This is a genomic window from Pseudomonas sp. Sample_11 (assembly GCF_004307505.1).
Lineage (GTDB): Bacteria > Pseudomonadota > Gammaproteobacteria > Pseudomonadales > Pseudomonadaceae > Aquipseudomonas > Aquipseudomonas atacamensis.
Map to the genome: position 1 here is coordinate 1 of NZ_RCOD01000067.1, position 26,228 is coordinate 26,228.

Annotated in this window: 23 protein-coding genes and 1 pseudogene; 7 read left to right on the forward strand and 17 right to left on the reverse strand. The window is 60.0% G+C overall.

All coding sequences use genetic code 11. The features are described 5' to 3' along the window. Positions 1 to 232: 232 nt before the first annotated feature. The 5 genes from D8U60_RS18675 to D8U60_RS18695 form a co-directional block, all read right to left on the reverse strand. Positions 233 to 997 (reverse strand): hypothetical protein, encoded by a 765-nt coding sequence (locus D8U60_RS18675; protein WP_122698827.1) that lies wholly within the window; start codon positions 995 to 997, stop codon positions 233 to 235. Positions 998 to 1,454: 457 nt separating this feature from the next. Further along, positions 1,455 to 2,204: an L-cystine ABC transporter ATP-binding protein TcyN gene (gene tcyN, locus D8U60_RS18680; protein ID WP_076565047.1), complete on the reverse strand. Its 750-nt coding sequence runs from the start codon at positions 2,202 to 2,204 to the stop codon at positions 1,455 to 1,457. A 4-nt stretch (positions 2,205 to 2,208) separates the two neighbouring features. Beyond that, positions 2,209 to 2,874, reverse strand: coding sequence for a cystine ABC transporter permease (gene tcyL / locus D8U60_RS18685; protein WP_016772200.1), 666 nt, complete (start codon positions 2,872 to 2,874; stop codon positions 2,209 to 2,211). Continuing rightward, positions 2,874 to 3,674, reverse strand: coding sequence for a cystine ABC transporter substrate-binding protein (gene tcyJ / locus D8U60_RS18690; protein WP_122508407.1), 801 nt, complete (start codon positions 3,672 to 3,674; stop codon positions 2,874 to 2,876). Before tcyJ ends, tcyL begins: the two co-directional genes overlap by 1 nt. A 348-nt stretch (positions 3,675 to 4,022) precedes the next feature. After that, positions 4,023 to 5,021 (reverse strand): D-cysteine desulfhydrase, encoded by a 999-nt coding sequence (locus D8U60_RS18695; protein WP_130900659.1) that lies wholly within the window; start codon positions 5,019 to 5,021, stop codon positions 4,023 to 4,025. Positions 5,022 to 5,211: 190 nt separating this feature from the next. Between D8U60_RS18695 and epsC the strand changes: the two genes are divergently transcribed. Together epsC and betT are read left to right on the forward strand one after the other, a co-directional pair. Continuing rightward, the gene (epsC, locus tag D8U60_RS18700) at positions 5,212 to 6,138 is read left to right on the forward strand and encodes a serine O-acetyltransferase EpsC (RefSeq protein ID WP_024011175.1); all 927 of its coding nucleotides are present in this window, start codon (positions 5,212 to 5,214) and stop codon (positions 6,136 to 6,138) included. Positions 6,139 to 6,535: 397 nt separating this feature from the next. Further along, positions 6,536 to 8,497: a choline transporter BetT gene (gene betT, locus D8U60_RS18705; RefSeq protein ID WP_167333564.1), complete on the forward strand. Its 1,962-nt coding sequence runs from the start codon at positions 6,536 to 6,538 to the stop codon at positions 8,495 to 8,497. 28 nt (positions 8,498 to 8,525) lie between these two features. Here betT and D8U60_RS18710 read toward each other — a convergent pair. After that, positions 8,526 to 8,782: pseudogene (locus tag D8U60_RS18710) on the reverse strand (hypothetical protein); the annotation flags it as partial. 537 nt (positions 8,783 to 9,319) lie between these two features. On the opposite strand from D8U60_RS18710, the gene mgrA reads away from it, so the two are divergent. Beyond that, a complete protein-coding gene (mgrA, locus tag D8U60_RS18720) occupies positions 9,320 to 10,357 on the forward strand; it encodes an L-glyceraldehyde 3-phosphate reductase (protein ID WP_016772192.1) in 1,038 nt (345 codons plus the stop codon). Positions 10,358 to 10,487: 130 nt separating this feature from the next. Here the strand turns inward: mgrA and tauD are convergent, their stop codons facing one another. The 7 genes from tauD to D8U60_RS18760 all read right to left on the reverse strand — a co-directional run bounded on the left by tauD (position 10,488) and on the right by D8U60_RS18760 (position 18,957). After that, complete coding sequence (gene tauD / locus D8U60_RS18725; protein ID WP_130900661.1) at positions 10,488 to 11,330, reverse strand: taurine dioxygenase; 843 nt, start codon at positions 11,328 to 11,330, stop codon at positions 10,488 to 10,490. A 140-nt stretch (positions 11,331 to 11,470) separates the two neighbouring features. Beyond that, on the reverse strand, positions 11,471 to 12,304 hold the full coding sequence (gene tauC / locus D8U60_RS18730; protein ID WP_122881282.1) for a taurine ABC transporter permease TauC: 834 nt from the start codon (positions 12,302 to 12,304) through the stop codon (positions 11,471 to 11,473). Further along, entirely contained in the window at positions 12,301 to 13,095 is a 795-nt protein-coding gene (tauB, locus tag D8U60_RS18735) for a taurine ABC transporter ATP-binding subunit (protein WP_024011178.1), read from the reverse strand. Before tauB ends, tauC begins: the two co-directional genes overlap by 4 nt. A gap of 16 nt (positions 13,096 to 13,111) precedes the next feature. Continuing rightward, on the reverse strand, positions 13,112 to 14,089 hold the full coding sequence (gene tauA / locus D8U60_RS18740) for a taurine ABC transporter substrate-binding protein (RefSeq protein WP_024011179.1): 978 nt from the start codon (positions 14,087 to 14,089) through the stop codon (positions 13,112 to 13,114). Positions 14,090 to 14,418: 329 nt separating this feature from the next. Further along, complete coding sequence (gene gshA / locus D8U60_RS18745; RefSeq protein WP_041477477.1) at positions 14,419 to 16,002, reverse strand: glutamate--cysteine ligase; 1,584 nt, start codon at positions 16,000 to 16,002, stop codon at positions 14,419 to 14,421. Between the two features lie 247 nt (positions 16,003 to 16,249). Further along, positions 16,250 to 16,633 carry a PaaI family thioesterase gene (locus tag D8U60_RS18755; RefSeq protein ID WP_071174065.1) on the reverse strand — a complete coding sequence of 128 codons (384 nt, stop codon included), beginning with the start codon at positions 16,631 to 16,633 and terminating at the stop codon, positions 16,250 to 16,252. Beyond that, positions 16,633 to 18,957, reverse strand: a complete 2,325-nt coding sequence (locus D8U60_RS18760) for a Tex family protein (protein WP_130900662.1) — start codon at positions 18,955 to 18,957, stop codon at positions 16,633 to 16,635. Before D8U60_RS18760 ends, D8U60_RS18755 begins: the two co-directional genes overlap by 1 nt. Before the next feature lie 358 nt (positions 18,958 to 19,315). Between D8U60_RS18760 and ompR the strand changes: the two genes are divergently transcribed. Both ompR and D8U60_RS18770 read left to right on the forward strand, forming a co-directional pair. After that, positions 19,316 to 20,056: a two-component system response regulator OmpR gene (gene ompR / locus D8U60_RS18765; RefSeq protein WP_016772186.1), complete on the forward strand. Its 741-nt coding sequence runs from the start codon at positions 19,316 to 19,318 to the stop codon at positions 20,054 to 20,056. A 114-nt stretch (positions 20,057 to 20,170) separates the two neighbouring features. After that, positions 20,171 to 21,484 (forward strand): ATP-binding protein, encoded by a 1,314-nt coding sequence (locus D8U60_RS18770; protein ID WP_016770645.1) that lies wholly within the window; start codon positions 20,171 to 20,173, stop codon positions 21,482 to 21,484. Between the two features lie 84 nt (positions 21,485 to 21,568). On the opposite strand, the gene rimK is transcribed toward D8U60_RS18770, so the two are convergent. Genes rimK through D8U60_RS18785 form a run of 3 tightly spaced genes read right to left on the reverse strand, consistent with a single transcriptional unit; the run spans position 21,569 to position 23,746 of the window. Continuing rightward, the gene (rimK, locus tag D8U60_RS18775) at positions 21,569 to 22,474 is read right to left on the reverse strand and encodes a 30S ribosomal protein S6--L-glutamate ligase (RefSeq protein WP_024011184.1); all 906 of its coding nucleotides are present in this window, start codon (positions 22,472 to 22,474) and stop codon (positions 21,569 to 21,571) included. Then, positions 22,471 to 22,932 (reverse strand): ATP-dependent zinc protease, encoded by a 462-nt coding sequence (locus tag D8U60_RS18780; RefSeq protein WP_172667902.1) that lies wholly within the window; start codon positions 22,930 to 22,932, stop codon positions 22,471 to 22,473. The genes rimK and D8U60_RS18780 overlap by 4 nt, the downstream gene beginning before the upstream one ends. 34 nt (positions 22,933 to 22,966) lie before the next feature. Continuing rightward, complete coding sequence (locus tag D8U60_RS18785) at positions 22,967 to 23,746, reverse strand: EAL domain-containing protein (RefSeq protein ID WP_122698818.1); 780 nt, start codon at positions 23,744 to 23,746, stop codon at positions 22,967 to 22,969. Between the two features lie 116 nt (positions 23,747 to 23,862). On the opposite strand from D8U60_RS18785, the gene D8U60_RS18790 reads away from it, so the two are divergent. Further along, positions 23,863 to 24,267, forward strand: coding sequence for a S4 domain-containing protein (locus D8U60_RS18790; protein ID WP_122611135.1), 405 nt, complete (start codon positions 23,863 to 23,865; stop codon positions 24,265 to 24,267). An 89-nt stretch (positions 24,268 to 24,356) separates the two neighbouring features. Here the strand turns inward: D8U60_RS18790 and D8U60_RS18795 are convergent, their stop codons facing one another. Further along, complete coding sequence (locus D8U60_RS18795; RefSeq protein WP_122611134.1) at positions 24,357 to 25,157, reverse strand: phosphatase PAP2 family protein; 801 nt, start codon at positions 25,155 to 25,157, stop codon at positions 24,357 to 24,359. Between the two features lie 107 nt (positions 25,158 to 25,264). On the opposite strand from D8U60_RS18795, the gene hslO reads away from it, so the two are divergent. After that, the gene (hslO, locus tag D8U60_RS18800) at positions 25,265 to 26,167 is read left to right on the forward strand and encodes an Hsp33 family molecular chaperone HslO (protein ID WP_016772180.1); all 903 of its coding nucleotides are present in this window, start codon (positions 25,265 to 25,267) and stop codon (positions 26,165 to 26,167) included. Positions 26,168 to 26,228: the final 61 nt, after the last annotated feature.

The following is a 26,228-nucleotide window of genomic DNA, read 5'->3' on the forward strand; positions in this document are numbered from 1 at the left end:
GGCGATCTGCACTGGGGTGATTGTGTTCCGGACCATACCTACCTCACATCTCATGAAAAACGCCGCGAAGTGCGACGATTGAAAGAATGTCCGGTGGTCCGGTTCATATACCCTAAGCGTGTATAAAAATTAAATAAACTAACTTTTAGGAATATGTATAGAAGGGTGGATGTTCGGCTTGGTTAACGAGGGTCAGGTGAGAGATAACTGACCTCCCACCCCTGAGCAGGTCTCACTTGGTACGTGATTCAGCGGCCTTGAATTCGGGTTTCAACGGGACTTTTACGTACGGATTCACGCAACCGATTTTCAACGTGCGCGGCGGTGCCCAGCGCGAGTTGTTACCGACCCGGTCGAGGATGCAGTAGGTCACGTCCAGCCGCAGGTCTTCGCCCGCTTCGACAATGACCGCCGGTGGCACCCAGACCTGAATCGGCAGCCCGACGTCGGCCGCAGTGAGCGCCGCCAGATCCATGCGCACATCGCCCCAGCGCAATGTGATGGCGTCGTCTTCTGCCATGTTCAGGTAAGGCTCTATAGTCAGCGGCACGCCGCGTTTGATCTGGCTGGGATTCACGCCTTGACGGCGAATCGCTTCGGGGATGGTCACTGGTGCCAGTTGCTGGTTTTCGTCTTCGCACTGCCCAGTGGGCTGGCCCCCGGGGCAATCGAGTTTGACTTGCACCCGGGTCGCCGCCGACAGTGCCGGACCTTGGCCGACCTGCATCACGCGATAGTGAATGCGCGCGGTGCCATTGGTGATGAAACTCTCCGGCACCCGCAGGCTGACCGACTCACCCACATCGTCTGCGCTGAGGACTTTTGACGCGACATAGCATTTGTTCCAGAACAGTTCGATCAGATCGCCAACGTCCATGTCGCGGTAGGGCGGTACATCGATCAGCAGATGGGCCGCTGTCGCCTGGTTGATGCCGGTTTTTTGTGCGCATGCCAGCGTTGGCGCTGCAAGTTCGGGTGTATGCGAAGTGCGGGTCATCGGTTTCTCTCCTTGAAGTCTTGCAGCGAAATCCGTTTCTGGAAAAAAGGCGCGAATCAACTGGCAATAAAAGCGACAAGTATCTGCTCGGTATTAGTGCGGGTTGTTTGAACTAAGGGGCGCCGGTTGCCGACTAGATAAAAGTCTACGGAGAGGGGTGTCAATAGAGGGGGTTAGTTAATGCGTAAATTACAAGTTAATCAGAAAGCTCCTACGTCATCGAGGCACTAAGCCTAGGTGTAAGCGCGAAATCAGCTACAGATAAACAGCGGTTTTGCGGCGTTTTGTGCGGGTTCGTTCACCGGCAAACGTATGGAAATATGACGAATCGAGAATGTGCGTCATCGTTGCGCAATGTATATCTACGCGCACAAGTAATAAATGTTCAGAAGAATGAAATACCGGGACAGGGATAACTTCCGTCCGTGGAAGTTGAGGGCTGTGGCAGAGAAAGTTCTCAGGCGTGATTCAGAAACTTGCTGAGAAACTGTTTGGTGCGTTCTTCTTTCGGGTTGGCAAACAGTGCCTTGGCTTCACCCTGTTCAACAATTACGCCCTTGTCGAAAAACACCACGCGATTGGCCACGTCACGGGCAAAACCCATTTCGTGGGTGACAATCACCATGGTGCGATTTTCTTCGGCAAGACCGCGAATGGTTGCCAGCACTTCACCGACCAGTTCCGGGTCGAGCGCTGAAGTCGGTTCGTCGAACAGAATCACTTCCGGCTCCATCGCCAGCGCCCGGGCAATCGCCACGCGCTGTTGCTGGCCACCGGAGAGACGGCGCGGATAGGCGTCCTCTTTGCCGGCAAGCCCCACTTTGGTCAACAGCTTTTTACCCAGAGCAACTGCCTGGTCGCGCGGCATCTTCTTGACCACGATCGGGCCCTCGATGACGTTTTCCAAAGCTGTGCGGTGTGGGAACAGGTTGAAATTCTGGAACACGAAGCCGACGTGCTGGCGCAGGTTGCGCACCAGACTCTGCTGCTGGTTCAGCGGGCGGCTGGTATCGATTTCGATATCGCCGACCTTGATCCGGCCGCTGGTGGGTTCTTCGAGGAAATTCAGGCAACGCAGGAACGTCGTTTTCCCCGAGCCACTGGGGCCGATGATCGCGACGACTTCGCCTTCCTTTACCTCAAGGTCGATGCCGTTGAGCACGACCTGACCCTTGAATTGCTTGGTCAGTTTTTCCACGACAATCATCGCGTCAGGACTCCTGGTCGTGCCGATTGACCCGCTCTTCCAACTTGTTCTGCAAGTGCGAAAGCACCGTGGCCAGAATCCAGTAGATCAGCGCGGCGGCAAGATACATGGTGAAGACTTCGAAAGTCCGGGCGGTAATCAGCTGCGCCTGACGGAACAGCTCCGGCACCTGAATGGTCGCGGCCAGCGCCGTGTCCTTGACCAGCGAAATGAAGCTGTTGCCCAGCGGCGGCAATGCCGTGCGCATCGCTTGCGGCAGGATGGCCCGGCGCAGGGTCTGCGCGCGGGTCATGCCGATACTCGCGGCAGCTTCCCACTGACCGCGTTCGATCGAACCGATCGCGGCACGGAGGATTTCACAGGCGTAGGCGGCCATGTTCAGCGAGAAACCGATCAGCGCTGCCGGCAGCGGATCAAGCTCCATGCCCAGTTGCGGCAAGCCGTAATAGATCACGAACAGCTGCACCAGCAACGGCGTGCCGCGAAAGAACGACACGTAAATGCGTGCCAGCCAACTGACCGATTTGAAGCGCGACAGGCGCATCAGCGCGAGGCCGAAGCCCAGCAGCAGACCGAAGAACATCCCGCCGAGGCTGAGGACTACCGTGTAGTACGCGCCCTTCAACAGAAAGGGCGCGGAATCCAGCGCGAGTTGGAAAGCCTCTTCCATTATTTAGTGACGTCTGCGTTGAAGTATTTCTTCGACAGTTTCTCGAGAGTGCCGTCAGCACGCAGTTCGTCGAGCGCCTTGTTCACCGCAGCGAGCAGTTCAGGCTCGCCTTTGCGCAGGGCGATACCGGATTCCTGACGCGAGAAGGCCTCACCGGCAGCGACGGTTTTCGGGGCTTTCTTGGCGTATTCGAGGGCAGCCAGACGGTCGATCAGGATGGCATCGGTACGACCGTTGTTGAGGTCGGCGAACTTGGTCGGATCATCATCGTAGGTGCGCACGTCAGCACCCGGCACGTTGGCGCGAACCCACTGCTCGTAGTTAGTGCCCAGGCCGACACCGACTTTCTTGCCGGACAGGTCAGCGGCAGTCTTGATGTTCAGCGCCGACTCTTTGCTTTTCAGCACGAGGGCCTGGATGCCGGAGACGGTGTACGGTTCGGAGAAGTCATACTTCTTCTTGCGCTCGTCGGAGATTGTCACTTGGTTGACCACCAGATCCAGACGCTTGGATTCCAGTGCGGCGAGGATGCCATCCCATTTGGTCGGCTGGATCTTGGCTTTGACGCCGAGCTTTTGCGCCAGCGCTTCGGACAGCTCGACTTCAAAACCCGACAGCTTGCCGTTCTCGTCGACGAAGCTGAACGGTGGGTAAGTGCCTTCCAGGCCGACGTTGAGCACGCCTTTGTCCTTGATCTGTTGCAACTGCTCACCGGCCACTGCCTGACCGATCAGGCCGGCGCTGAGCGCAAGACCCAGCGAACCGACCAGCAGAGTGCGACGTAGTGCGGAAAAATTCATGACAAGCCCCTGTGTTTTCTTATGGAAGACGCTTAAGGAATGTAGGCAAATTGGTGATTTGAACGACAGCGCTATCCTGCCTTAAAGCAGCTTAAGCGTCTCGCCCGAAATTCGCCTGCGGCGAGACTATAAGATGTCTGTTTTAGACTTGAAAATACTAGATTGTGTTTCTTTTAGAGTTTTTTGGAATATGTGCCAGTTCTGTTGTGGCGAGGAGATTTATCCCCGTTCGGCTGCACAACAGTTGCGAAGTCCTGCGACGTTGTACTCACTTGCGAAAGCAAGGGGCCGCTCCGCGACCCAACGGGGATAAATCCCCTCGCTACAGATATCTGCAATCTGCAGTGATCATCTTGTGAGAAAATCCTTGTAGGCAAACAACGCCGGCGCGCCGCCGGTGTGCAGGAAGATGATCGGGCCGTCATCGAAGCGCTGCCGGCCAATCCCGTCGAGCAGACCGGCCATGGCCTTGCCGGTGTAGACCGGGTCTAGCAACAGACCTTCCTGAGCCGCCAACAGTTTCACCGCCGCCAGCGTTCCGGCATTCGGCTCGCCATAACGCGGGGCGAAATATTCGTCCCACAGCTCGACCTTGAAGCTGGCCGGCAACTCGACGCCCAGCAGCTCCGCCGTGCGTTCGGCCAACCCCTGCACCTTCGGGCGCTGATCTTCTTCACTGCGCGAAACGGTCACGCCGATCACCGGCAGTTGCGGCAGCGCCTCACTCAGCGCCAGTCCGAGGCCACTGTGAGTACCGGCACTGCCCGACGCCAGCACCACTGCGGCGAAATCGAGGCCGCTGTCCTTGATCTGCTCGGCCAGCTCCAGCCCGGCGCGCACATAACCCAGAGCACCAAGGGCGTTGGAGCCGCCGATCGGCACCAGATACGGCTTCTTGCCGTTGCTGCGCAGGCGCACGGCCAGTGCGGTCAGTTGTTCGTCGGCGTTGTCGAGGTTGTCGACCAACTCGACCTTGGTGTCGAACAGATCCAGCAGCAGGCGGTTGCCGTTGCCGGTGTAATTTCCGTCATCAGTGCCCAGCGGGTTTTCCAGGAGCGCCACACAACCGAGGCCGAGTTTCGCCGCCAGCGCGGCGGTTTGGCGCACGTGGTTCGATTGCAGCGCACCGGCCGTGATCAGCGTGTCAGCACCTTGCGCGAGCGCGTCGGCGGCGAGGTATTCGAGTTTGCGCAGCTTGTTGCCACCCATCGCCAGCGGCGTCAGGTCATCGCGTTTGATGTACACCTCGCGACCGAGCCAAGTGGACAGGCGCTCGAGTTTTTCCAGCGGCGTGGGGTGGCTCAGCAGTTCGAGACGGGGGAAGCGTTGCAGCTGTTGTTTGATCATGGGTCCGTACTGGCGCAGAAGAATGAAAGGACTATAGGCACGCGTTTTTGCACGGGCAACCGCCAATCGCTTATAGCCAAATGGACTGAGGCCAGCACTATCGGTTCTTAATCCGTCGGCAAAGGCATGCCGTAAAGTAGGCGCCGATGACGCGGCCAGATAGTCCGGCCGCCCGTAAGGAGTCTTTACCGTGAGCGAGCGTTCCAGCCATTGGCAATTGCAGACCATCGTCAGCCAGCTGCGCAGCGCGCGGGATCAGTGGCGCGCACAGAATGGCCGGGCTTCAGGGGAGCAGGGCGGCCGCGAATTGCCATCGCGAGCGGCGATGGCGGAAATCCTCGAGGCGCTGTGTGGCGCGCTGTTCCCGATGCGTCTGGGGCCGGTCGATCTGCGTGAAGAAAGTGAAGATTTCTACGTCGGCCACACGCTTGATGTAGCGCTGAATGCCTTGCTGGCGCAGACGCGCCTGGAGTTGCGTTACGTTGCCCGCCACAGCGCGCAGGACGACAGTGAAGTCGAAACCCGCGCCATCCAGATCGTGCAGGATTTCGCCTTGGCCTTGCCGGGCCTGCGCACGCTGCTCGACACCGATGTGCTCGCGGCCTATCACGGCGACCCGGCGGCACGCAGCGTTGATGAAGTGCTGCTGTGCTATCCGGGCATTCTTGCGGTGATTCACCATCGCCTCGCGCACCATTTATACCGTGCCGGGCTGCCGCTGCTGGCGCGGATCAGCGCGGAGATCGCCCATTCGGCGACGGGCATCGATATCCACCCGGGCGCGCAGATCGGCCGCAGCTTCTTTATCGATCACGGCACCGGTGTGGTGATTGGCGAAACCGCGATCATTGGTGAGCGGGTGCGCATTTATCAGGCGGTGACGCTGGGGGCCAAGCGATTCCCGGCGGATGAGGACGGCCAGTTGCAGAAGGGTCATCCGCGTCACCCGATCGTTGAGGATGACGTGGTGATTTACGCCGGGGCGACGATTCTCGGACGGATCACCATCGGCAAGGGCTCGACCATTGGCGGCAACGTCTGGCTGACACGTAGCGTGCCGGCGGGGGCGAATCTGACGCAGGCGAATCTGCAGCATGATGACGGGACGCAGAAGTAAGTCTTGAATCTGTGTTGTTGTATCGGGCCTCTTCGCGAGCAGGCTCGCTCCCACATTGGAATGCGTTTCAGATGTGGGAGCGAGCCTGCTCGCGAGATTTCCAGGTCGGATTAAGGTAGTGGCCTTAAGCCAATTCATCAGTGAACGAATCTCTCCAAACCCGCGTCATACCCCTCTTTGGGCGCTGTAGGAAACCTACCGCCCAGCCCTGCGATTAGTCCTTACCACCCCATTCATGTTTAACTTGAACGTTCATTCAAGTTAAACCGGTGGTTCGCTGCCCGCTCACAACAGGAGGCTTGCCTTTGCTGAGTCCGATCATTTCAGCCACGCTTCAAACCTTCGAGGTGCACGTTTCATGAGTGCATCGTCTACCCCCGCCAGCGGTCTGGTACGCATGAATCCGCCGGTGTTCTACTTCGCCGCGACGGTCATTCTGCTGTTTGGTCTTGTCGTCATCGCCATCCCTGAGCAGGCCGGCGCCTGGTTGCTGGAAGCGCAAAACTGGGCGGCCAACACGGTCGGCTGGTACTACATGCTCGCGATGACCCTGTATCTGGTCTTCGTGGTGGTCACCGCCTTATCCGGCTACGGCAAGATAAAACTCGGTGCCGACCACGACGAGCCCGAATTCAGTTACCTGTCCTGGGCCGGCATGCTGTTCGCCGCCGGGATCAGCATCACGCTGTTCTTCTTCTGCGTCTCCGAACCGCTGACCCATATGCTCCAGCCACCGCAAGGCGACGCGGGCACGGCGGATGCGGCGCGCCAGGCGATGCAGATTCTGTTTCTGCATTGGGGCCTGCATGGCTGGGGCGTGTTTGCCTTTGTCGGCATGGCACTGGCCTATTTCGCTTATCGGCACAATCTGCCGCTGGCCCTGCGTTCGGCGCTGTACCCGCTGATTGGTAAACGCATCAACGGCCCGATCGGCTACGCGGTGGACGGCTTCGGCATCATCGCCACGGTGTTCGGCCTTGGTGCCGACATGGGCTTCGGCGTGTTGCATCTGAATTCCGGTCTGGATTATCTGTTCGGCATCGCCCACACCCAGTGGATTCAGGTCGGCCTGATCACCCTGATGATGGGCGCGGCGATCATCGTTGCGGTCTCCGGTGTCGATAAAGGCGTGCGGGTGATGTCCGACATCAACATGCTGCTGGCCTGCGGGCTGCTGCTGTTCGTGCTGTTCGCCGGGCCGACACAGCACCTGCTCAACACGCTGATCCAGAACGTCGGCGACTACCTCGGCGCCCTGCCGATGAAGAGTTTCGACCTCTACGCCTACGACAAACCGAGTGACTGGCTGGGTGGCTGGACAGTGTTCTACTGGGCCTGGTGGATTGCATGGTCGCCGTTCGTGGGCCTGTTCATTGCGCGGATCTCCCGTGGCCGCACTATCCGTGAATTCGTCTTCGGCGTGCTGTTGATCCCGCTCGGTTTCACCCTGGCGTGGATGTCGATCTTCGGCAACAGCGCCTTGGACCAGGTGCTCAATCACGGCATGAGTGCGCTGGGCATGTCGGCCATCGACAATCCGTCGATGAGCATTTATCTGCTGCTGGAAACCTACCCATGGAGCAAGACCGTCATCGCCGTGACGGTGTTCATCAGCTTCGTGTTCTTCGTGACGTCTGCGGACTCTGGCACCGTGGTGCTCTCGACCCTGTCGGCGAAGGGCGGTAACCCGGATGAAGACGGGCCGAAATGGCTGCGGGTGTTCTGGGGCGCGATGACCGCGCTGATCACCAGTGCGCTGCTGTTCTCCGGCAGCATCGATGCGCTGAAGTCGGCGGTGGTGCTGACCTCGTTGCCGTTCTCGTTGATTCTGCTGCTGATGATGTGGGGCCTGCACAAGGCGTTCTATCTGGAATCGCAGAAGCAGATCGCGCAGCTGCATTCGCTGGCGCCGGTCTCCGGTTCGCGGCGTGGCACCGGCGGCTGGCGTCAGCGCCTGAGCCAGGCCGTGCACTTCCCGTCCCGCGACGAGGTGTACCGCTTCATGGAAAGCACAGTGCGCCCGGCGATCGAAGAAGTGACCGCCGTGTTCGTCGAGAAAGGTCTGCACGTCGTCACTCAGCCGGATCCGGCGCATGACAACGTCAGCCTGGAAATCGGTCATGGCGAGCAGCATCCGTTCATCTATCAGGTGCAGATGCGCGGCTATTTCACGCCATCGTTCGCGCGCGGCGGCATGGGTTCCAAGCAACTCAACAATCGCCGCTACTACCGCGCCGAAGTGCACTTGAGCGAGGGCAGTCAGGACTACGATTTGGTCGGTTACACCAAAGAGCAGATCATCAACGACATCCTCGACCAGTACGAACGGCACATGCAGTTCCTGCATCTGGTGCGTTGATCCAGCGGCTGAGCGCCGGGTCTGCTCGGGATTCGGCGCTCAGCAGCATGAACAACACCGTTGCTGCTGCCGGCATGCCGAATACCGCGCTGCCAAGCGCTATTTCCAAACCCAGCGGCCGCCCGCATGAACTACGCCGACTGCGCCATTGATCAGGGTCATCGCAAGCCATAGCGCTGCGAAGCGGTAGGCCATGGTCTGGCGGCTGAAGCCAATGGGGTCGCCGATGTAAAGCATCAGTGCGAGCAGGACCAGGCCGGAGAAAGTGATGATGGTGATGTGCATGGCAGTTTTGGCCTGGTGAATGGGTGTTGCCTGATCGGCCGCCTTCGCGAGCAGGCTCGCTCCCACAATGGATCTCGGCTGGACATGAATTTCATGTTCACAGGAGAACTCTGTGGGAGCGAGCCTGCTCGCGAAGGGGCCAACTCGGTGTCACTTTGAGCATGGCCAATCCAGCGAGGCTGAAGCGCAGGAAAAAATGTGAAACGTTTCAGCAATTGGTCGAACCGGAGGTCGGCGTCGCGCCGCTTGGGCGTATGCTGGGCGGGTTGTTCAGAATTGGATATGAAGGCCGGACGTTGCGGCAGAACCTGGAGCTGGTTCGACCTGCAAATCGCTTTGCCTGATTGATGGGGCTTTTGTGGCGAGGGGATTCATCCCCGTTCGGCTGCGAAGCAGTCGTAAAACCAGCGCATTCGGTACACCAGATTCGCCGAGGTTTCAGGTTTTGGGGCGGCTTCGCCATCCATCGGGGATAAATCCCCTCGCCACAAAGGTGTCCGGTTGCAGATGACTAAAAGACAGACAAGAGAGGATTCGATGACTTACACCGCTGCCGAAAATCGCTACGACTCCATTCCCTACCGCCGCGTCGGCCGCAGCGGTCTGGTGCTGCCGGCATTGTCGCTGGGCCTGTGGCACAACTTTGGCGACAGCACTCCGATCGAGACCCAGCGTGCCTTGCTGCGCACCGCGTTCGATCTGGGCATCAACCATTTCGATCTGGCCAACAACTACGGCCCGCCATACGGCAGCGCCGAGATCAATTTCGGTCGCCTGCTGCGCGAAGACTTCAAGCAATACCGCGACGAGCTGATCATCTCCAGCAAGGCCGGTTGGGACATGTGGCCCGGCCCGTACGGCCAGGGCGGCGGTTCGCGCAAATACGTACTGGCCAGCCTCGACCAGAGCCTGCAACGCCTCGGCCTGGACTATGTGGACATCTTCTATTCGCACCGCTTCGACCCGGACACTCCACTGGAAGAAACCGCCAGCGCCCTCGCCACCGCCGTGCAGCAGGGCAAGGCTTTGTACATCGGCATCTCGTCCTACTCAGGGGTGAAAACCCGAGAAATGGCCGCGCTGCTGAAAGAATGGAAAGTGCCGCTGCTGATTCATCAACCGGCGTACAACCTGCTCAATCGCTGGGTGGAAAAGGATCTGCTCGATACCACTGACGAACTCGGCACTGGCGTCATCGCCTTCACGCCGCTGGCGCAGGGTTTGCTCACCGACAAATACCTCAATGGCGTGCCGGCCGATGCGCGAGTCAATCGTCCCGGCGGTGGTTCGTTGCAGGCTTCGCACTTGTCCGAGGCCAACATCGCTCACGTGCGGGCGCTGAACGAGATCGCCCAGCGTCGCGGCCAGAGTCTGGCGCAACTGGCACTGGCGTGGACGCTGCGTGATCCACGAGTGACCTCGGCACTGATCGGCGCGAGCCGGCCGGAGCAGATCATCGAGAACGTCGGCGCGCTGAAGAATCTGAATTTCAGTGCTGAAGAGCTGGCGGAGATTGACCGGTTTGCCCAGGAGGGCGGGATCAATCTTTGGGAGAAGCCTTCGACAGCCGAATAAGCCGCTGAGAGGATCGTTCCCACGCTCTGCGTGGGAATGCCGCCCGGGACGCTCTGCGTCCCATCTAAAGCCGAACGCGGAGCGTCCGTTGATGCATTCCCACGCAGAGCGAGGGAACGATCATCAGCTATCACTTGAAGAACGGCACATCCCCCAACACCGTCGCCCGCTGCATCACCCGCCGCGCCGGGCGGTAATCATCCACCGCGTAATGCTGCGTCACGCGGTTATCCCAGAAGGCGATGTCGTCTTTCTGCCAGCGCCAGCGAATGGTGAATTCCGGTCGCGTCGCATGGGCGAACAGATACTTCAGAATCGCCTCACTCTCGGTTTCCGACAGCTCGTTGATCTTCGAGGTAAACCCTTCATTGACGAACAGTGAGCGCCGGCCGCTCACCGGGTGCGTACGGATCACCGGGTGCGACAGCGGCGGATTCTTGCGCCGCGCTTCTTCCCACTGCGCCAGCGCTTCAGGCGTGTTGCCGTAGCGCTCGAGTGGAAACGATCGGGTGAAATCGTGGGTGGCGCTCAGACCTTCGAGCAGGCTTTTCATCGGCGCCGACAACGCTTCATATGCCGCGATCCCGCTGGCCCACAACGTGTCGCCACCGAACTCCGGCAGCAACTTGGCGCTGAGCACTGCGCCCATCGCCGGCGTCGGCAGGAAGGTCACGTCGGTGTGCCAAATCGCGTTATCGCGCACGTCGGTGACGGCGGTGTCGAGGATCAGTACTTCCGGTTGTTCCGGCACATTCGGGTAGATCGGGTGAATGTGCAGGTCGCCGAAATAATGCGCGAAGCGTGCCTGTTGCGCTGGCTCGATCGGTTGGTTGCGGAAGAACAGCACCTGATACTTGAGCAGCGCCTGTTCGATGGCGTCGCGGTGTTCCAGGCTCAGCGGCTGGCTGATGTCGACGCCACTGATCTGCGCACCGAGGGCCGAGCTTAATGGGGTGATGCTGAGGGTGCTCATGGTCGTTCTCTTCAATTCGGTGAGACCACCCTTTGTAGGAGCTGCCGAAGGCTGCGATCTTTTGATCTTGCTTTTTAAGAAGATCAAGATCAAAAGATCGCAGCCTTCGGCAGCTCCTACATGGGTGATTCAAAAATTTGTCAGTGCGCCTGGCCGTGCCACGGCACCAGTCTGCGCTGCAATGCGCGCAGGCCCATTTCCATGGCGAAGGCGATCAGGGCGATGACCAGAATCCCCAGCACCACGACATCGGTGACCAGAAACTGCGCGGCCGACTGCACCATGAAGCCCAGGCCACTGGTGGCCGCGATCAGTTCAGCGGCGACCAGGGTCGACCAGCCGACGCCCAGACCAATGCGCACGCCGGTGAGAATGTCCGGCAGGGCGCTCGGCAAAATCACATGGCGAATCAACTGCGCGCGCGTCGCGCCCAATGACTGAGCGGCGCGCAGTTTTGCTGGATCAACCGTGCGCACACCCGTCGCGGTGGCGATGGCAATCGGCGCAAAAATCGCCAGATAGATCAGCAGCACTTTCGACAACTCGCCGATGCCGCACCAAATTACGATCAGCGGCAGATAGGCCAGCGGCGGGATCGGGCGGTAGAACTCGATCAGCGGATCGAGCACACCACGGGCGATGCGGTTGGCGCCGATGGCAATGCCCACCGGCACGGCGGTGAGAATCGCAAAAGCGAGACCCAGGCCGATGCGGCTCAGGCTCGCGCCCAGGTGCTGCCACAGCGTCGAATCCATATATCCCGAGGTCGCCAGCAACCAGCCCTTTTGCAGGACGGCGGAGGGTGGCGGCAGGAACAGCGGTTCGATCAGGCCGGTCGCGGTCACCGCCCACCAGATCGCCAGCAGGCCGAACAGGGTCAGCAGGCTGATCCAGCGAGTGCTGAGGCTGCGGCGCACCGGGATGCTCACCGAAGGTGTTTTCACCGCCGCAGCGGAAACGTCGTAACTGCTCATGCGCGCTCCTGCCGGGGTACGGCGCTGCGTTGCGAGAAGACTTTGCTCAGCACGTGCTCGCGGGTTTCGATAAAACGCGGATCGGATTTGATCGCACGGGCCGACTCGCCAGCGGCATAACGCTGACCGAAATCCAATTGCAGACGCTCAACGATCTGCCCTGGATTCGGCGCCAGCAGAATCAGGTCCGTGGCGAGGAACACCGCTTCTTCAATATCGTGGGTAATCAGAAAAACCGGCTTGGCGGTGCGTTGCCAGACTTGCAGCAACAGCTCCTGCATCTGCTCGCGAGTGAATGCATCAAGCGCACCGAACGGCTCGTCCATCAGCAACACGCGCGGGTCGGCGGCGAGGGCGCGGGCGAGGCCGACGCGTTGTTTCTGGCCGCCGGAGAGTTGCCAGATACGACGGCTTTCGAAACCGGAAAGATCAACCAGCGCGAGCATTTCGCGGGCGATTTTTTCGCGTTTGTCCCTAGCGACACCGGCCAGTTCCAGACCGAACGCGACGTTGGCCAACACATCCTGCCAAGGCAACAAGGCGTCGTCCTGAAACACCACGCCACGTTCGGCGCTCGGGCCTTTGACCGGCACGCCGTCGAGGGTGATGCGCCCGGCACTCGGCTCGACGAAGCCGGCAATCAGGTTCAACAGCGAAGTCTTGCCACTGCCGGACGGGCCGAGGGCTACCAGCAATTGCTGCGGCCCCAGGGTCAGAGAAATATCCGCCAGCACCGGCTCCGGGCTGCCCGGGTACTGTGCGCTGATGCGCTCCAGCTGTAGCAAGGCCATCGCTGTTATCTCCCGATCAGTTGGTGATGTATTTGGCGCTGACGTAAGGCGCGTAGTCCGGCAGGACGGCTTCGACCTTGCCTTGCTCCTTGAGGAACGCGGCGGTGTCAGTGATGGCTTTGGTGGTCGGCGCGCCGAGGTCACTGACCTGATCCGCCGCCAATGGATAGACGTTGCCCTGCAGCAGCAATGGGATGTCGCTGGCCTTGGCGCCGGAGAGTTTGACCAGTTTGTCGACGTTGCTCTGATTGGCCAGCCAGGCCTGCGGATCCTTGCGGTAAGCGGCGTAGGCGTCGAGGGTGACCTTGGCGAACGCGGTGACGATTTCCGGGTGCTTCTCGGCGAAGTCCTTGCGCACGATCCAGGCATCGAAGGTCGGCGCGCCGAACTTGGCCAGCTCGCCGGAGGTGATCAGCACTTTGCCGTTTTCCTTGGCCACGCCCAGTGCCGGATCCCACACGTAAGTGGCGTCGATGTCGCCGCGTTTCCACGCCGCGATGATGGCTGGCGGCGCGAGGTTGAGCACGGTGACTTTCGACGGGTCGATGTTCCAGTGCTTGAGCGCGGCGAGCAGGCTGTAGTGCCCGGTGGAGACGAACGGCACGGCGATTTTCTTGCCGATCAGATCCTGCGGAGTCTTGATGCCGGAGCCGTCGCGCGCGACCAGTGCTTCAGCGGCGCCGATTTGCGTGGCAATCAGGAAGGTTTCTACCGGTACCTTGCGGGTGATCGCGGCGGTCAACGGGCTCGAACCGAGATAGCCGATCTGCACATCGCCGGACGCGATGGCGGCGATGATGTCGGCGCCGTTATCGAATTTGCGCCAACTGATGTCAGCCTTGGTGGCTTTCTCGTAGGCGCCGTCGGCCTGCGCGACTTTGGCCGGGTCGACGGTGGTCTGGTAGGCGACGGTGAGATCGGCCGCCTGGGCCAGGAAGCTTGCAGCGGCCAGTGAGGCGGCGGCGAGCAGGCGAAGCGGGAAATTCAGTTTCAATTGAGAGCTCCAGATCAGGCGACCGAATGTCGGCATGAGTGGAGACTAAATGATCTAAGAATCGCGAAATAAATAACTTTTTCGAATGAGCTTATGAGCGGAAAAATCTAAGGATAGGAGAGGGTGTGGGGATTTCGGATGATTCGTTCGACGTCAGAACTTTGCCCCCTCACCCCAGCCCTCTCCCCCAAGGAGGCGAGGGGGAAAGGGAGCTGATCTTCATGCTTTTCAAGGCCTGAGTTCGGCCCGGTATTTCAGGTCGGTGTAGCTCGCAAGAACAACGCGGTCAGTCCCCTCTCCCTTTGGGAGAGGGTTAGGGTGAGGGGCTTTTAATTGCTGATGGCGAGGATGCTCGCCTGATACGCGCCGACAAACACATCGAAATCGCCTACTTCGTTCTGCTCAAGCTCGGTCTGCTGCGCCAGCGATGCGCGCGCCAGTTCTTCAAACTTCGCTTGCTCGTCAGCCGCCAGCGGCTCGCTGCGGAAGAACTCGGCGTGGGTCTGGCTCTGGCGCAGGGAGAACTGCGCAAAGCTTTCCTTGTGCTCGGCCATGGCCGCCAGTACCTGCGCCGATGGCGTCAGGGACGGGTCGTTGACCTTGGCCAGTTGCGCATCCAGCGCCTTGCTGTGGGCATCGCCGCCGACGCTCTGGTCGAGCATCGCCGCCAGCGGAGCAATCTGTTCCAGCAGTTCAGCGGCCCATTGCTTCATCTCGACCGGCTGACCGTCACGCTGCAATTGCAGGCCCGGACGGCGACCTTCCTTGACCACGCTGAGGAAGTTCGAAGTGGCGTTGCCGCACGAAGTGTTGGTCAGCAGCGGACTGTCGTTCAACGCGCAATACAGCAGGAAGGCGTCGATGAAGCGCGACTCGGTGAGGTCGATGCCCATCGGCAGGAACGGGTTGATGTCCAGGCAGCGCACTTCGACGTACTGAATGCCGCGCGCCATCAGCGCCTGGATCGGCCGCTCGCCGGTGTAGGTCACGCGTTTCGGGCGGATGTTGGAGTAGTACTCGTTTTCGATCTGCAGGATGTTGGTGTTGAGCTGCACCCACTCACCATCCTTGTGCGTACCGACTTCAACATACGGCGCATACGGCGTGGCCACGGCTTCGCGCAGGCTGTCGGTATAGCTCGCCAGATCGTTGTAACACGGTGTCAGGCCGGCCTGGGCGTTGCTCTGATAACCGAGATCGCTCATGCGCAGGCTGGTCGCGTACGGCAGATACAGCGTGTCCGGGTCGAGCTGCTCGAGCTGATGCGAACGCCCACGCAGGAAACCGGCGTCCAGCGCCGGCGAGGCACCGAACAGGTACATCAGCAGCCAGCTGTAGCGACGGAAGTTGCGGATCAGCGCGATGTAGGACACCGACTGGAAATCGCGATCGGTGCCGACGAAACCTTCGGCCTCGCGCAGCAATGGCCAGAGTTGTTCCGGCAGGGAAAAGTTGTAGTGAATCCCGGCGATGCACTGCATGGTCTTGCCGTAACGCAGGGCCAGGCCCTTGCGATAGACGTATTTGAGCTGACCGATGTTGGAGGTGCCGTAATAGGCAATCGGGATGTCTTCCTCGGCCGGCAACGGGCACGGCATCGATGGACTCCACAGGTACTCGTTGCCGAGTTTGCTGTAGGCAAAACGATGAATCTTGTCCAGGCTCGCCAGCGTGTCGGCCGGATCCGGCAGGGCAGGCGTGATGAATTCCAGCAGCGACTCGGAGTAGTCGGTGGTGATCTGTTCGTTGGTCAGCGCGGAACCCAGGGCTTCGGGGTGCGGCGTTTGCGCCAGGCGACCTTCACTGGTCACACGCAGGCATTCACGTTCGATACCGTGCAGGCACTGCTTGAGCAGAGAGAGGTTAGCGCGCTCGCCAAGCAGAGCCAGGCGGCGGTTGAGAAGTTCGCTCAATTTGGATTCCTTCACGCGTCAGTCGCCCCAATATGGGGGTGGGCAGGACGGTCTACAAGGGTGAAGTTGAAACTGGCGTTATCGCCTGGTTTTTCTAGCCGGTCATCCACACACATACCCTGTAGGAGCTGCCGAAGGCTGCGATCTTTTGATTTTGTTTTTCAATAGCAAGATCAAAAGATCGCAGCCTTCGGCAGCTCCTACAGGATTCATTGCGCCGAAATTAACTCAAAATGATGACCGGTAGCTACAGGACAGCGAACGTGCCTTGCGCTTTTGCGACCAGTTTGTCGCCCTGCATCACCTCGGCTTCGACCACCAGCGTGCGCCGGCCCGGGTGGATCACCCGCGCCGTGCACAGCACCTCGCCCTCGGAAACGGCGCGGATGTAGTTGATCTTGCATTCGATGGTCGCACTCTGCTGATCGAAGCCATGGCTGCTGGAACACGCCAGGCCCATAGCAATATCGACCAGACTGAACAGCGCACCGCCGTGCAGTTTGCCGCCACGGTTGCGCAGTTCGGGCTCAAGCGCCAGGGCGACTTGCGCCACCCCGGTTTCGAGACTGTGCAGGCGACAGCCCAACAGCTTGAAAAACGCGCTCTCGACGAGCCCGGCCGGCATGTCCATCAGCGTTTCTTCAACTGCTTGGCGTTGGCGAACAGCGAGGCCATCGCATTGTTTACCGGCGCGGCGGTGACGGTTTCCTTGCGTGGCGCATTGTTCGACGGCTGGCGTTGTGCCGAGCCCGGGCGCGAGCCACGGGCGCCATCGATTTTCTCGCCCGGGGTGTCGCCCATGCGCATCGACAGGCCGACGCGTTTGCGCGGGATATCGACTTCCATGACCTTCACTTTCACCACGTCACCGGCCTTGACTGCTTCGCGCGGGTCCTTGATGAACTTTTCCGACAGCGCCGAGATGTGCACCAGACCATCCTGATGCACGCCGATGTCGACGAACGCACCAAACGCCGTCACGTTGGTCACCACGCCTTCGAGGATCATCCCCAGTCGCAGATCCTTGAGGTCTTCGACGCCTTCCTGGAACTCGGCGGTCTTGAACTCCGGACGTGGGTCGCGACCGGGTTTTTCCAGTTCTTGCAGGATGTCGGTGACGGTCGGCAGACCGAAGGTTTCGTCGGTGAATTTCTTCGGATCCAGACGCTTGAGGAACGCGGCATCGCCGATCAGCGAGCGAATGTCGCGGTCGGTTTCAGCGGCAATGCGCTGCACCAGCGGATAGGCTTCCGGGTGAACCGCCGACGAATCCAGCGGATTGTCGCCGTTCATCACGCGCAAGAAACCGGCGGCCTGTTCGAATGTTTTTTCGCCCAGACGCGCGACTTTCTTCAGCGCTGCACGAGTCTTGAACGCGCCGTGTTCGTCACGGTGAGCAACGATGTTCTGCGCCAGCGTTGCATTGAGGCCGGAAATCCGTGCCAGCAAGGCCACGGAGGCGGTGTTCACATCCACGCCCACGGCGTTCACGCAGTCCTCGACCACGGCATCCAGGCCGCGCGCCAGTTTCAGTTGCGAGACGTCGTGCTGGTATTGGCCGACACCGATGGATTTCGGATCGATCTTCACCAGCTCGGCCAGCGGATCCTGCAGGCGACGGGCGATCGACACGGCGCCACGGATCGACACATCGAGGTCCGGGAATTCCTTGGCCGCCAGTTCCGACGCCGAGTACACCGAGGCGCCGGCTTCGGACACCATGACCTTGGTCATTTTCATCGCTGGATATTTTTTGATCAGCTCGATCGCCAGCTTGTCGGTCTCGCGGCTGGCAGTGCCGTTACCGATGGCGATCAGGTCCACCGAGTGTTTGGCGCACAGCGCGGCGAGAATTGCGATGGTTTGATCCCATTTGTTGTGCGGCACGTGCGGGTAAACCGTGGCGTGGTCGAGCAGCTTGCCGGTGGAGTCGACCACGGCCACCTTGCAGCCGGTACGCAGGCCCGGGTCGAGGCCCAGGGTTGCGCGCGGGCCGGCCGGAGCGGCCAGCAGCAGGTCGTGCAGGTTGTGCGCGAACACGTTGATCGCTTCGGTTTCGGCGCCATCGCGCAGCTCGCCGAGCAGGTCGGTTTCCAGGTGGGTGTAGAGCTTGACCTTCCAGGTCCAGCGCACCACTTCACCGAGCCATTTGTCCGCCGGGCGGTTCTGGTTCTGGATGCCGAACTGCTGAGCGATCATGCCTTCGCACGGATGCATCGTGCCGGGCAGCTCATCGCCGACTTTCAGCGCGGAGCTGAGAATGCCTTCGTTGCGGCCACGGAAAATGGCGAGGGCGCGGTGCGACGGCATGCTTTTCAGCGGCTCGTCGTGTTCGAAATAATCACGGAACTTGGCGCCTTCCTCTTCCTTGCCAGCGATGACGCGGGCACTGAGGATCGCTTCCTGTTTGAGGAAATTGCGCAGCTTTTCCAGCAGGCTGGCGTCTTCGGCGAAGCGCTCCATGAGGATGTACTTGGCGCCTTCCAGCGCAGCCTTGACGTCGGCCACGCCTTTTTCGGCGTCGACGAAGCGCGCGGCTTCGGTTTCCGGCGACAGGTTCGGGTCGTTGAACAAGCCGTCGGCCAGTTCGCCGAGGCCGGCTTCGAGGGCGATCTGGCCCTTGGTGCGGCGCTTCTGCTTGTACGGCAGGTACAAGTCTTCGAGACGGGTTTTGGTGTCGGCGAGCTTGATGTCGCGCTCAAGGGCAGGGGTGAGTTTGCCTTGCTCCTCGATGCTGGCGAGGATGCTGATGCGCCGTTCGTCGAGTTCTCGCAGGTAGCGCAGGCGCTCTTCCAGATGACGCAACTGGGTGTCATCGAGGCTGCCGGTGACTTCTTTCCGGTAACGGGCGATAAAGGGAACGGTAGAACCTTCATCGAGTAGCGCGACGGCCGCTTCGACCTGTTGTGGGCGTACGCCGAGTTCCTCGGCGATGCGGCTGTTGATGCTGTCCATAAAACCACCTGACATAGTATGAAAGCAGGCTCGCAGGCACGCAGATAATGGCCTGGAGGCTGATTGAGCGGCTGGAAAATTGCCGCTGCCTGGATCAAGAAGCTGCCCATTGACCCGTGAAATCGAACAGTTACTGCACAGGGCCGGAAAAAATACCGGCCACTTACGGTAACGATTCAGACGTTGCCTGGCGCAAAACGCCGCGCATTATAACCAGCGTTCTGTCATTCGGGGGCGTTGCAGGCTGTAGGCATAAACCCCGGTTTTCTGGCAGTGAAGGAAAAATCTGCTAACAATGCACACGGTGCGTATAACGACAGCTACGCCATAATGCGCGCCGAGCTAAAAGGAGCATCCAATGAGCAGCACTGCACAAACGGCTGAAGGCGAAAAAATTCTTATCGTTGATGACGATCCGGGGCTGAGCAGCCTGCTGGAGCGTTTCTTCGTCAGCAAGGGCTACCGTGCCCGTACCGTTCCGAACACCGAGCAGATGGATCGTCTGCTGGCGCGTGAAGTGTTCAATCTGGTCGTTCTCGACCTGATGCTGCCGGGCGAAGACGGCCTGACCGCGTGCCGCCGTCTGCGCAGCGCGAATAACCAGATTCCGATCATCATGCTCACCGCCAAGGGCGATGAGCTGAGCCGTATCAAGGGGCTTGAACTGGGCGCCGACGATTACCTGGCCAAGCCGTTCAATCCGGACGAGCTGATGGCGCGGGTCAAAGCGGTATTGCGCCGTCAGGCCGCACCGGTGCCGGGCGCGCCGGGCAGTGAAGACGAAAACGTCACCTTCGGTGATTACGTGTTGTCGCTGGCGACCCGCGAGCTCAAGCGTGGCGATGAAGTGCACATGCTCACCACCGGTGAGTTCGCGGTACTCAAGGCGCTGGTGATGAACGCGCGTCAGCCGCTGACCCGCGACAAGCTGATGAACCTCGCCCGTGGCCGTGAATGGGATGCGCTGGAGCGTTCCATCGACGTGCAGATCTCGCGTCTGCGCCGGATGATCGAACCCGATCCGTCGAAACCGCGTTACATCCAGACCGTCTGGGGTGTGGGTTACGTGTTCGTACCGGATGGCACCGCCACCAAGTGATCGGTGATTTGTAGGAGCGGGTCTGCAAGGCTCTGGTCGCACGGCCATTGCCACAGACTCGCAATCCGCAATATGCGAGCATTGCTCGCTCCTGCAAGTGTGTAGCGGTTAAAGATGAAAACCCCCGTCTGGTTCCCCCAAAGTTTTTTCTCCCGCACCCTCTGGCTGGTGCTGATCGTCGTGCTGTTTTCCAAGGCGCTGACCCTGGTTTATCTGTTGATGAACGAGGACGTGCTGGTGGACCGCCAATACAGCCATGGTGTCGCTCTGACGCTGCGCGCCTATTGGGCCGCCGACGAAGAGAACCGCGCAAAAATTGCCGATGCCGCGACCCTGATTCGTGTGGTCGGCGCCGGTGTGCCGGAAGGCGAGCAGCACTGGCCGTACAGCGAAATCTATCAGCGGCAGATGCAGGCGGAACTGGGTGCCGACACCGAGGTGCGTTTGCGCATGCATTCGCCGCCGGCACTGTGGGTGAGGGCACCGAGCCTGGGCGATGGCTGGCTGAAAGTACCGCTGTATCCGCATCCGTTGCGCGGCCAGAAAATCTGGAACGTGCTCGGCTGGTTCCTCGCCATCGGCCTGTTGTCGACGGCGTCGGCATGGATTTTCGTCAGCCAGCTCAACCAGCCGTTGAAGCGCTTGGTGTATGCCGCGCGGCAACTCGGCCAGGGCCGCAGCGTGCGCCTGCCGATCAGTGATACGCCGAGCGAAATGACCGAGGTTTATCGCGCCTTCAACCAGATGGCCGAGGACGTCGAACAGGCCGGGCGTGAGCGCGAGCTGATGCTGGCCGGGGTTTCCCACGACTTGCGTACACCGCTGACGCGCTTGCGCCTGTCGCTGGAACTGATGGGCGATCACACCGACCTCACCGACGACATGGTCCGCGACATCGAAGACATGGATGCGATTCTCGACCAGTTCCTCGCGTTCATTCGCGATGGTCGAGACGAGTCGGTGGAAGAGGTCGACCTCAGCGATCTGGTGCGCGAAGTCGCCGCGCCGTACAACCAGAACGAAGAGAAAGTGCGCCTGCGCCTGGAACCGATCCAGCCGTTTCCGCTGCGTCGAGTGTCGATGAAACGCCTGCTCAACAACCTGATCGGCAACGCCTTGAACCATGCCGGCACCGGTGTTGAGGTCGCGGCTTATGTGTCCGGAGATACCAGCGCGCCGTATGTGGTCCTGAGCGTGATGGACCGTGGCGCGGGGATTGATCCGTCCGAGCTTGAAGCGATCTTCAACCCGTTTACCCGAGGTGATCGGGCTCGCGGTGGCAAAGGCACCGGGCTGGGGCTGGCGATCGTGAAAAGGATTGCGGCGATGCATGGCGGCAACGTCGAATTGCGCAACCGGTCCGGGGGTGGGCTTGAAGCCCGCGTGAGATTGCCGCTGGGGTTGATGTTGCCCCGAGATGCGGTTTAGAAGCAGCTACAAGCTACAAGCTACAAGCTACAAGCAAGAGCGATTTCACTTGCCGCTTGAAGCTTGCCGCTAGCAGCTGCTTCTCTACCCCTTGCCCTTGGTGCGGGTCATATTCGGCCCGCCATTCTTTTCCAGATGCTCGATGATGATCCCGGCGACATTCTTGCCCGTAGTGGTTTCGATGCCTTCCAGTCCCGGCGACGAGTTCACTTCCATCACCAGCGGACCGTGATTGGAGCGCAGGATATCCACACCCGCCACCGCCAGGCCCATGACCTTGGCAGCGCGTAACGCGGTCATGCGCTCTTCCGGTGTGATCTTGATCAGGCTGGCGCTGCCGCCGCGATGCAGGTTGGAACGAAACTCGCCCGGTTTGGCCTGGCGCTTCATTGCCGCGATCACCTTGTCGCCGACCACGAAGCAGCGGATATCCGCGCCGCCGGCCTCCTTGATGTATTCCTGAACCATGATGTTCTGCTTCAGGCCCATGAACGCTTCGATCACCGACTCTGCCGCCGTCGCGGTTTCGCACAGCACCACGCCGATGCCCTGAGTGCCTTCGAGTACCTTGATCACCAGCGGTGCGCCGTTGACCATGGCGATCAGGTCGGGGATGTCGTCCGGCGAGTGGGCAAAACCGGTGACCGGCAAACCGATTCCGCGCCGCGACAGCAGCTGCAGCGAACGCAATTTGTCCCGCGAGCGGGCAATCGCCACCGACTCGTTGAGCGGGAACACACCCATCATTTCGAACTGACGCAACACCGCGCAGCCGTAGAACGTCACCGACGCGCCGATCCGCGGGATCACCGCGTCGAAACCTTCCAGCGGTTTGCCGCGGTAATGGATCTGCGGCTTGTGGCTGGCAATGTTCATGTAGGCGCGCAAGGTGTCGATCACCACCATTTCATGCCCGCGCTCGATTCCGGCTTCGACCAGACGGCGGGTGGAATACAGACGCGGATTACGCGACAGCACAGCGATCTTCATGCAACACCTGTGGAGGAGGTAGATACCGGGAACACCGGCTTGTCTTGTACATACTTGATGCCCGGATTGACCACCAACTGGCCATCGATCAGGGCTTTGGAACCGAGCAACAGGCGATAGCGCATGGACTTGCGGCAGGCCAGGGTGAACTCCACCGGCCAGACCCGATCACCGAGGGCCAGCGTGGTGCTGATCACATAGCGCACCTGGGCATGGCCATTGGAACTCTTGATGGTTTTGCGCGTGACCAGTGGCGCTTCGCAGCGCCGGTGACGCAACTGCACCACGGTGCCGAGATGCGCAGTGAAGCGCACCCATTTCTCGCCGTCGCGTTCGAACGGTTCGATATCGGTGGCGTGCAGGCTGGAGGTGCTGGCGCCGGTGTCGATTTTTGCGCGCAGGCCCGCGACTCCCAGGCCCGGGAGCGCCACCCACTCGCGCAGACCGACAACGGTCAAATGATCAAATGTCTTCAAAGAAAAAAACCAAGGGTTAACGCTTCCAGGCCTCGTCCGGCACCTGGGCCAACGCTTTGAATGCAGGTCTGGCGAACCAGTAGCCCTGCATCAGAAATATTCCACAGTCCGCGAGGAAATCCCGTTCCCCGGCGCTTTCTATGCCTTCGGCAATGACTGTAACGTCCAACTCCGCACACATTGTGACAATCCCCCGCACGATCACCTGACGGACACGGTCCTGGTCAACATCGCGGATCAGCGCCATGTCGAGTTTGATCAGGTCCGGTTGGAAATCAGCCAGCAGATTGAGCCCCGAATAACCGGCACCGAAATCGTCGATGGCGGTCTTGAAGCCGAATTCGCGGTATTCACGCAGAATATTGGTCAAATGGCGATAATTATCTACGTGCTCGATTTCCAGGGTTTCGAAAATCAGTCGGTCGATCGGAAAGTTGTGTTTGCGTGCGGCCTCCAGTGTGCTGCGAATGCATAGCTCTGGACGGTAGACGGCGTTGGGCAAAAAGTTGATCGACAAGTGTGTCTGCATATTAAGGCTCGCCGCGCCTTCGATGGCGCGGGTCCGGCAGAGCTGGTCGAAACGGTAGCGGTTGTCTTCTGTAACCTGATTTAACACCGACAGTGCACCTTCCCCGGCCACGCCTCTTACCAACGCTTCGTGGGCAAACACCGATTCATCGCGCAGATCGACGATCGGCTGGTAGGCGAAGGCAAAATCGAAATCCAGCGGTTCGCTCTGCTGGCAGCCCTGGCAACCGCCCTTGGGTGAGGTCAACGAAGTTGGAAATTTAGTCACGCGGTCACTCCAGGCCGGTCAGGCGGCGAAGATCACAGTCTATCTGGAGGGCTGAGTTCTTGCGCCCGACAGAAACGGTAGTACAGTTCCGACTACTGGCTGAGCGAGGAATTCATATGGGACAGAAGCAGGAGGAGGACGACAAGGTCCGTCTCGATAAATGGCTATGGGCAGCGCGTTTCTACAAGACCCGTGCATTGGCCAAAGCCGCCATTGAAAGTGGCAAGGTGCATTGCCGTGGCGAGCGCTGCAAACCTGGCAAGGAGCCGCGCATCGGTGATGAGTTCGAGATTCGTACCGGCTTCGAAGTGCGCACGGTGAGGGTCGAGGCATTGTCGATCGTGCGTCGTGGCGCACCCGAGGCGCAGACCTTGTATGCCGAGACCGAGGCGAGTGTTGCCAAGCGTGAAGCAGCTGCGGCGATGCGCAAGGCGGGATCGTTGGGCGTGAGCACCGATGGCAAGCCGAGCAAGAAACAGCGGCGTGATCTGTTCAAGTTTCGCGGTAGCAACGACGAGTAAAAAGATCGCAGCCTGCGGCAGGTCCTACAGTTGGAATGCGATCCCTGTAGGAGCTGCCGAAGGCTGCGATCTTTTCGAGGCTCCACCATTTACCGGGCGGAAATTACACTCATCCGCGACACCATCGGCAGCTTGCCCAGCAACGCGAAAACCGGCGCGGTCAGCTTCAACCAGAAGTTCGCCGCGTGATAGGCAAACGGTGTGTAGTAACCCCAGCCCAACGCCCACACCGCCAGCAGCACGCCGCCGATGTAGTCGTCCTGACCCCAATGCGCGCCGGCCACCAGACGCGGCAGCATGAACAACACGGCCAGACCCCATACTGTTAGAAATTGTCCGACGGTGCGGCTGAACACGCCCATGAACAACGCCCAGATCAACAACACTGAGGCATGATCACCGGGGAAACTCTGGCCGGAACGGTCCTTCAGCTCCCAGGTTTTTTCCAGGTGCGGAAAGTAATCGCTGATGTGCACGGCGCCCTCAAGCACCATTGACGGGCTGCTGTGCTGCCAGCCCATGTGATCGGCGAATTTGGAAAACAGCGCGCGGATCACCACCATCAGCAGCAGGATCGAGAAAAAACCGAAGAACGCGCGACGCACGTCGATCGCCCTGAAGACCCAGTCGCCCTTGATCAGCAGCGTCAGCAGAATCAGTCCGACGACGATGTCGAACGGGCGCAGACTTGCAATTGCCCAAATGTGGAGCCATATCGGGTTGCTGGCCAGCGGTGCATTCAGCGAGCGGAACAGCCACTCGTCGAAAATCACACACAGCATCTGGCCGGTAGGCCATAACCAGAAAGCCAGTAGCGCCAACGGCACTACGTTACACAGAACCAGCCGGCCGAGGTTCCACCTTGATTGGAACAAACCCGGATTGTTCATAAAATGCCTCCCATGGCGAAAAAGCGCCGGCACCAAAAAAAGTGCCAGCAAGCGCAAATTTTCACGTTTTGTAATCATTTTGTCATCACATTCAGATACCCAGACCTATGACCGACCTAGCGGATACCGATTTCACTCAACGCTTCATCTTCGATGACAGCGACACTCGCGGCGAACTGGTAGCGCTGGAGCGCAGCTACGCTGAAGTCCTCGCCAAACACCCGTACCCGGAACCTGTCGCGCAGTTGCTCGGCGAACTGATGGCGGCCGCTTCGTTGCTGGTCGGCACGCTCAAGTTCGATGGCTTGCTGATTTTGCAGGCACGCTCGGAAGGGCCGATTCCGCTGCTGATGATCGAGTGCTCCAGCGAGCGTGAGATCCGTGGTCTGGCGCGTTACAACGCCGAGCAGATCGCCGCAGACGCCACCCTCAGCGATCTGATGCCGGACGGCGTTCTGGCCCTCACCGTCGACCCGACTGTTGGCCAGCGCTATCAGGGCATTGTCGATCTCGACGGCGAAACACTGTCGGACTGTTTCACCAACTATTTCGTCATGTCGCAGCAGGTTGGCACGCGTTTCAAGCTGTTCGCCGACGGTCGTCGTGCCCGCGGCATGCTGTTGCAACAACTCCCCGCCGATCGCTTGAAAGACGAAGAGGATCGCGCCGCCAGCTGGCAGCACCTCACCGCGTTGGCCAGCACTCTGAGCGCCGATGAGCTGCTGAGCCTGGACAACGAAACCGTCCTGCATCGCCTGTACCACGAAGAACAAGTGCGCCTGTTCGATGTGCAGCATTTGCGCTTCAGTTGCAGTTGCTCGCGGGAACGCTCCGGCAATGCGCTGGTCAGTCTTGGGCTGGAAGATGCGCTGGCGCTGGCAGCCGAGCAGGGCGGCAAAGTCGAGATCGATTGCCAGTTCTGCAATCAGCAGTACCTGTTCGACGCGGCCGATATTGCTCAATTGTTCGCTGGCGCGGGCGTCGATACGCCGTCAGATACCCGTCACTAAAACGGTTCAGCGCAGGTAAATTCACTGCGGAATGACGGAATATCGCCGTTACGACGGGAGG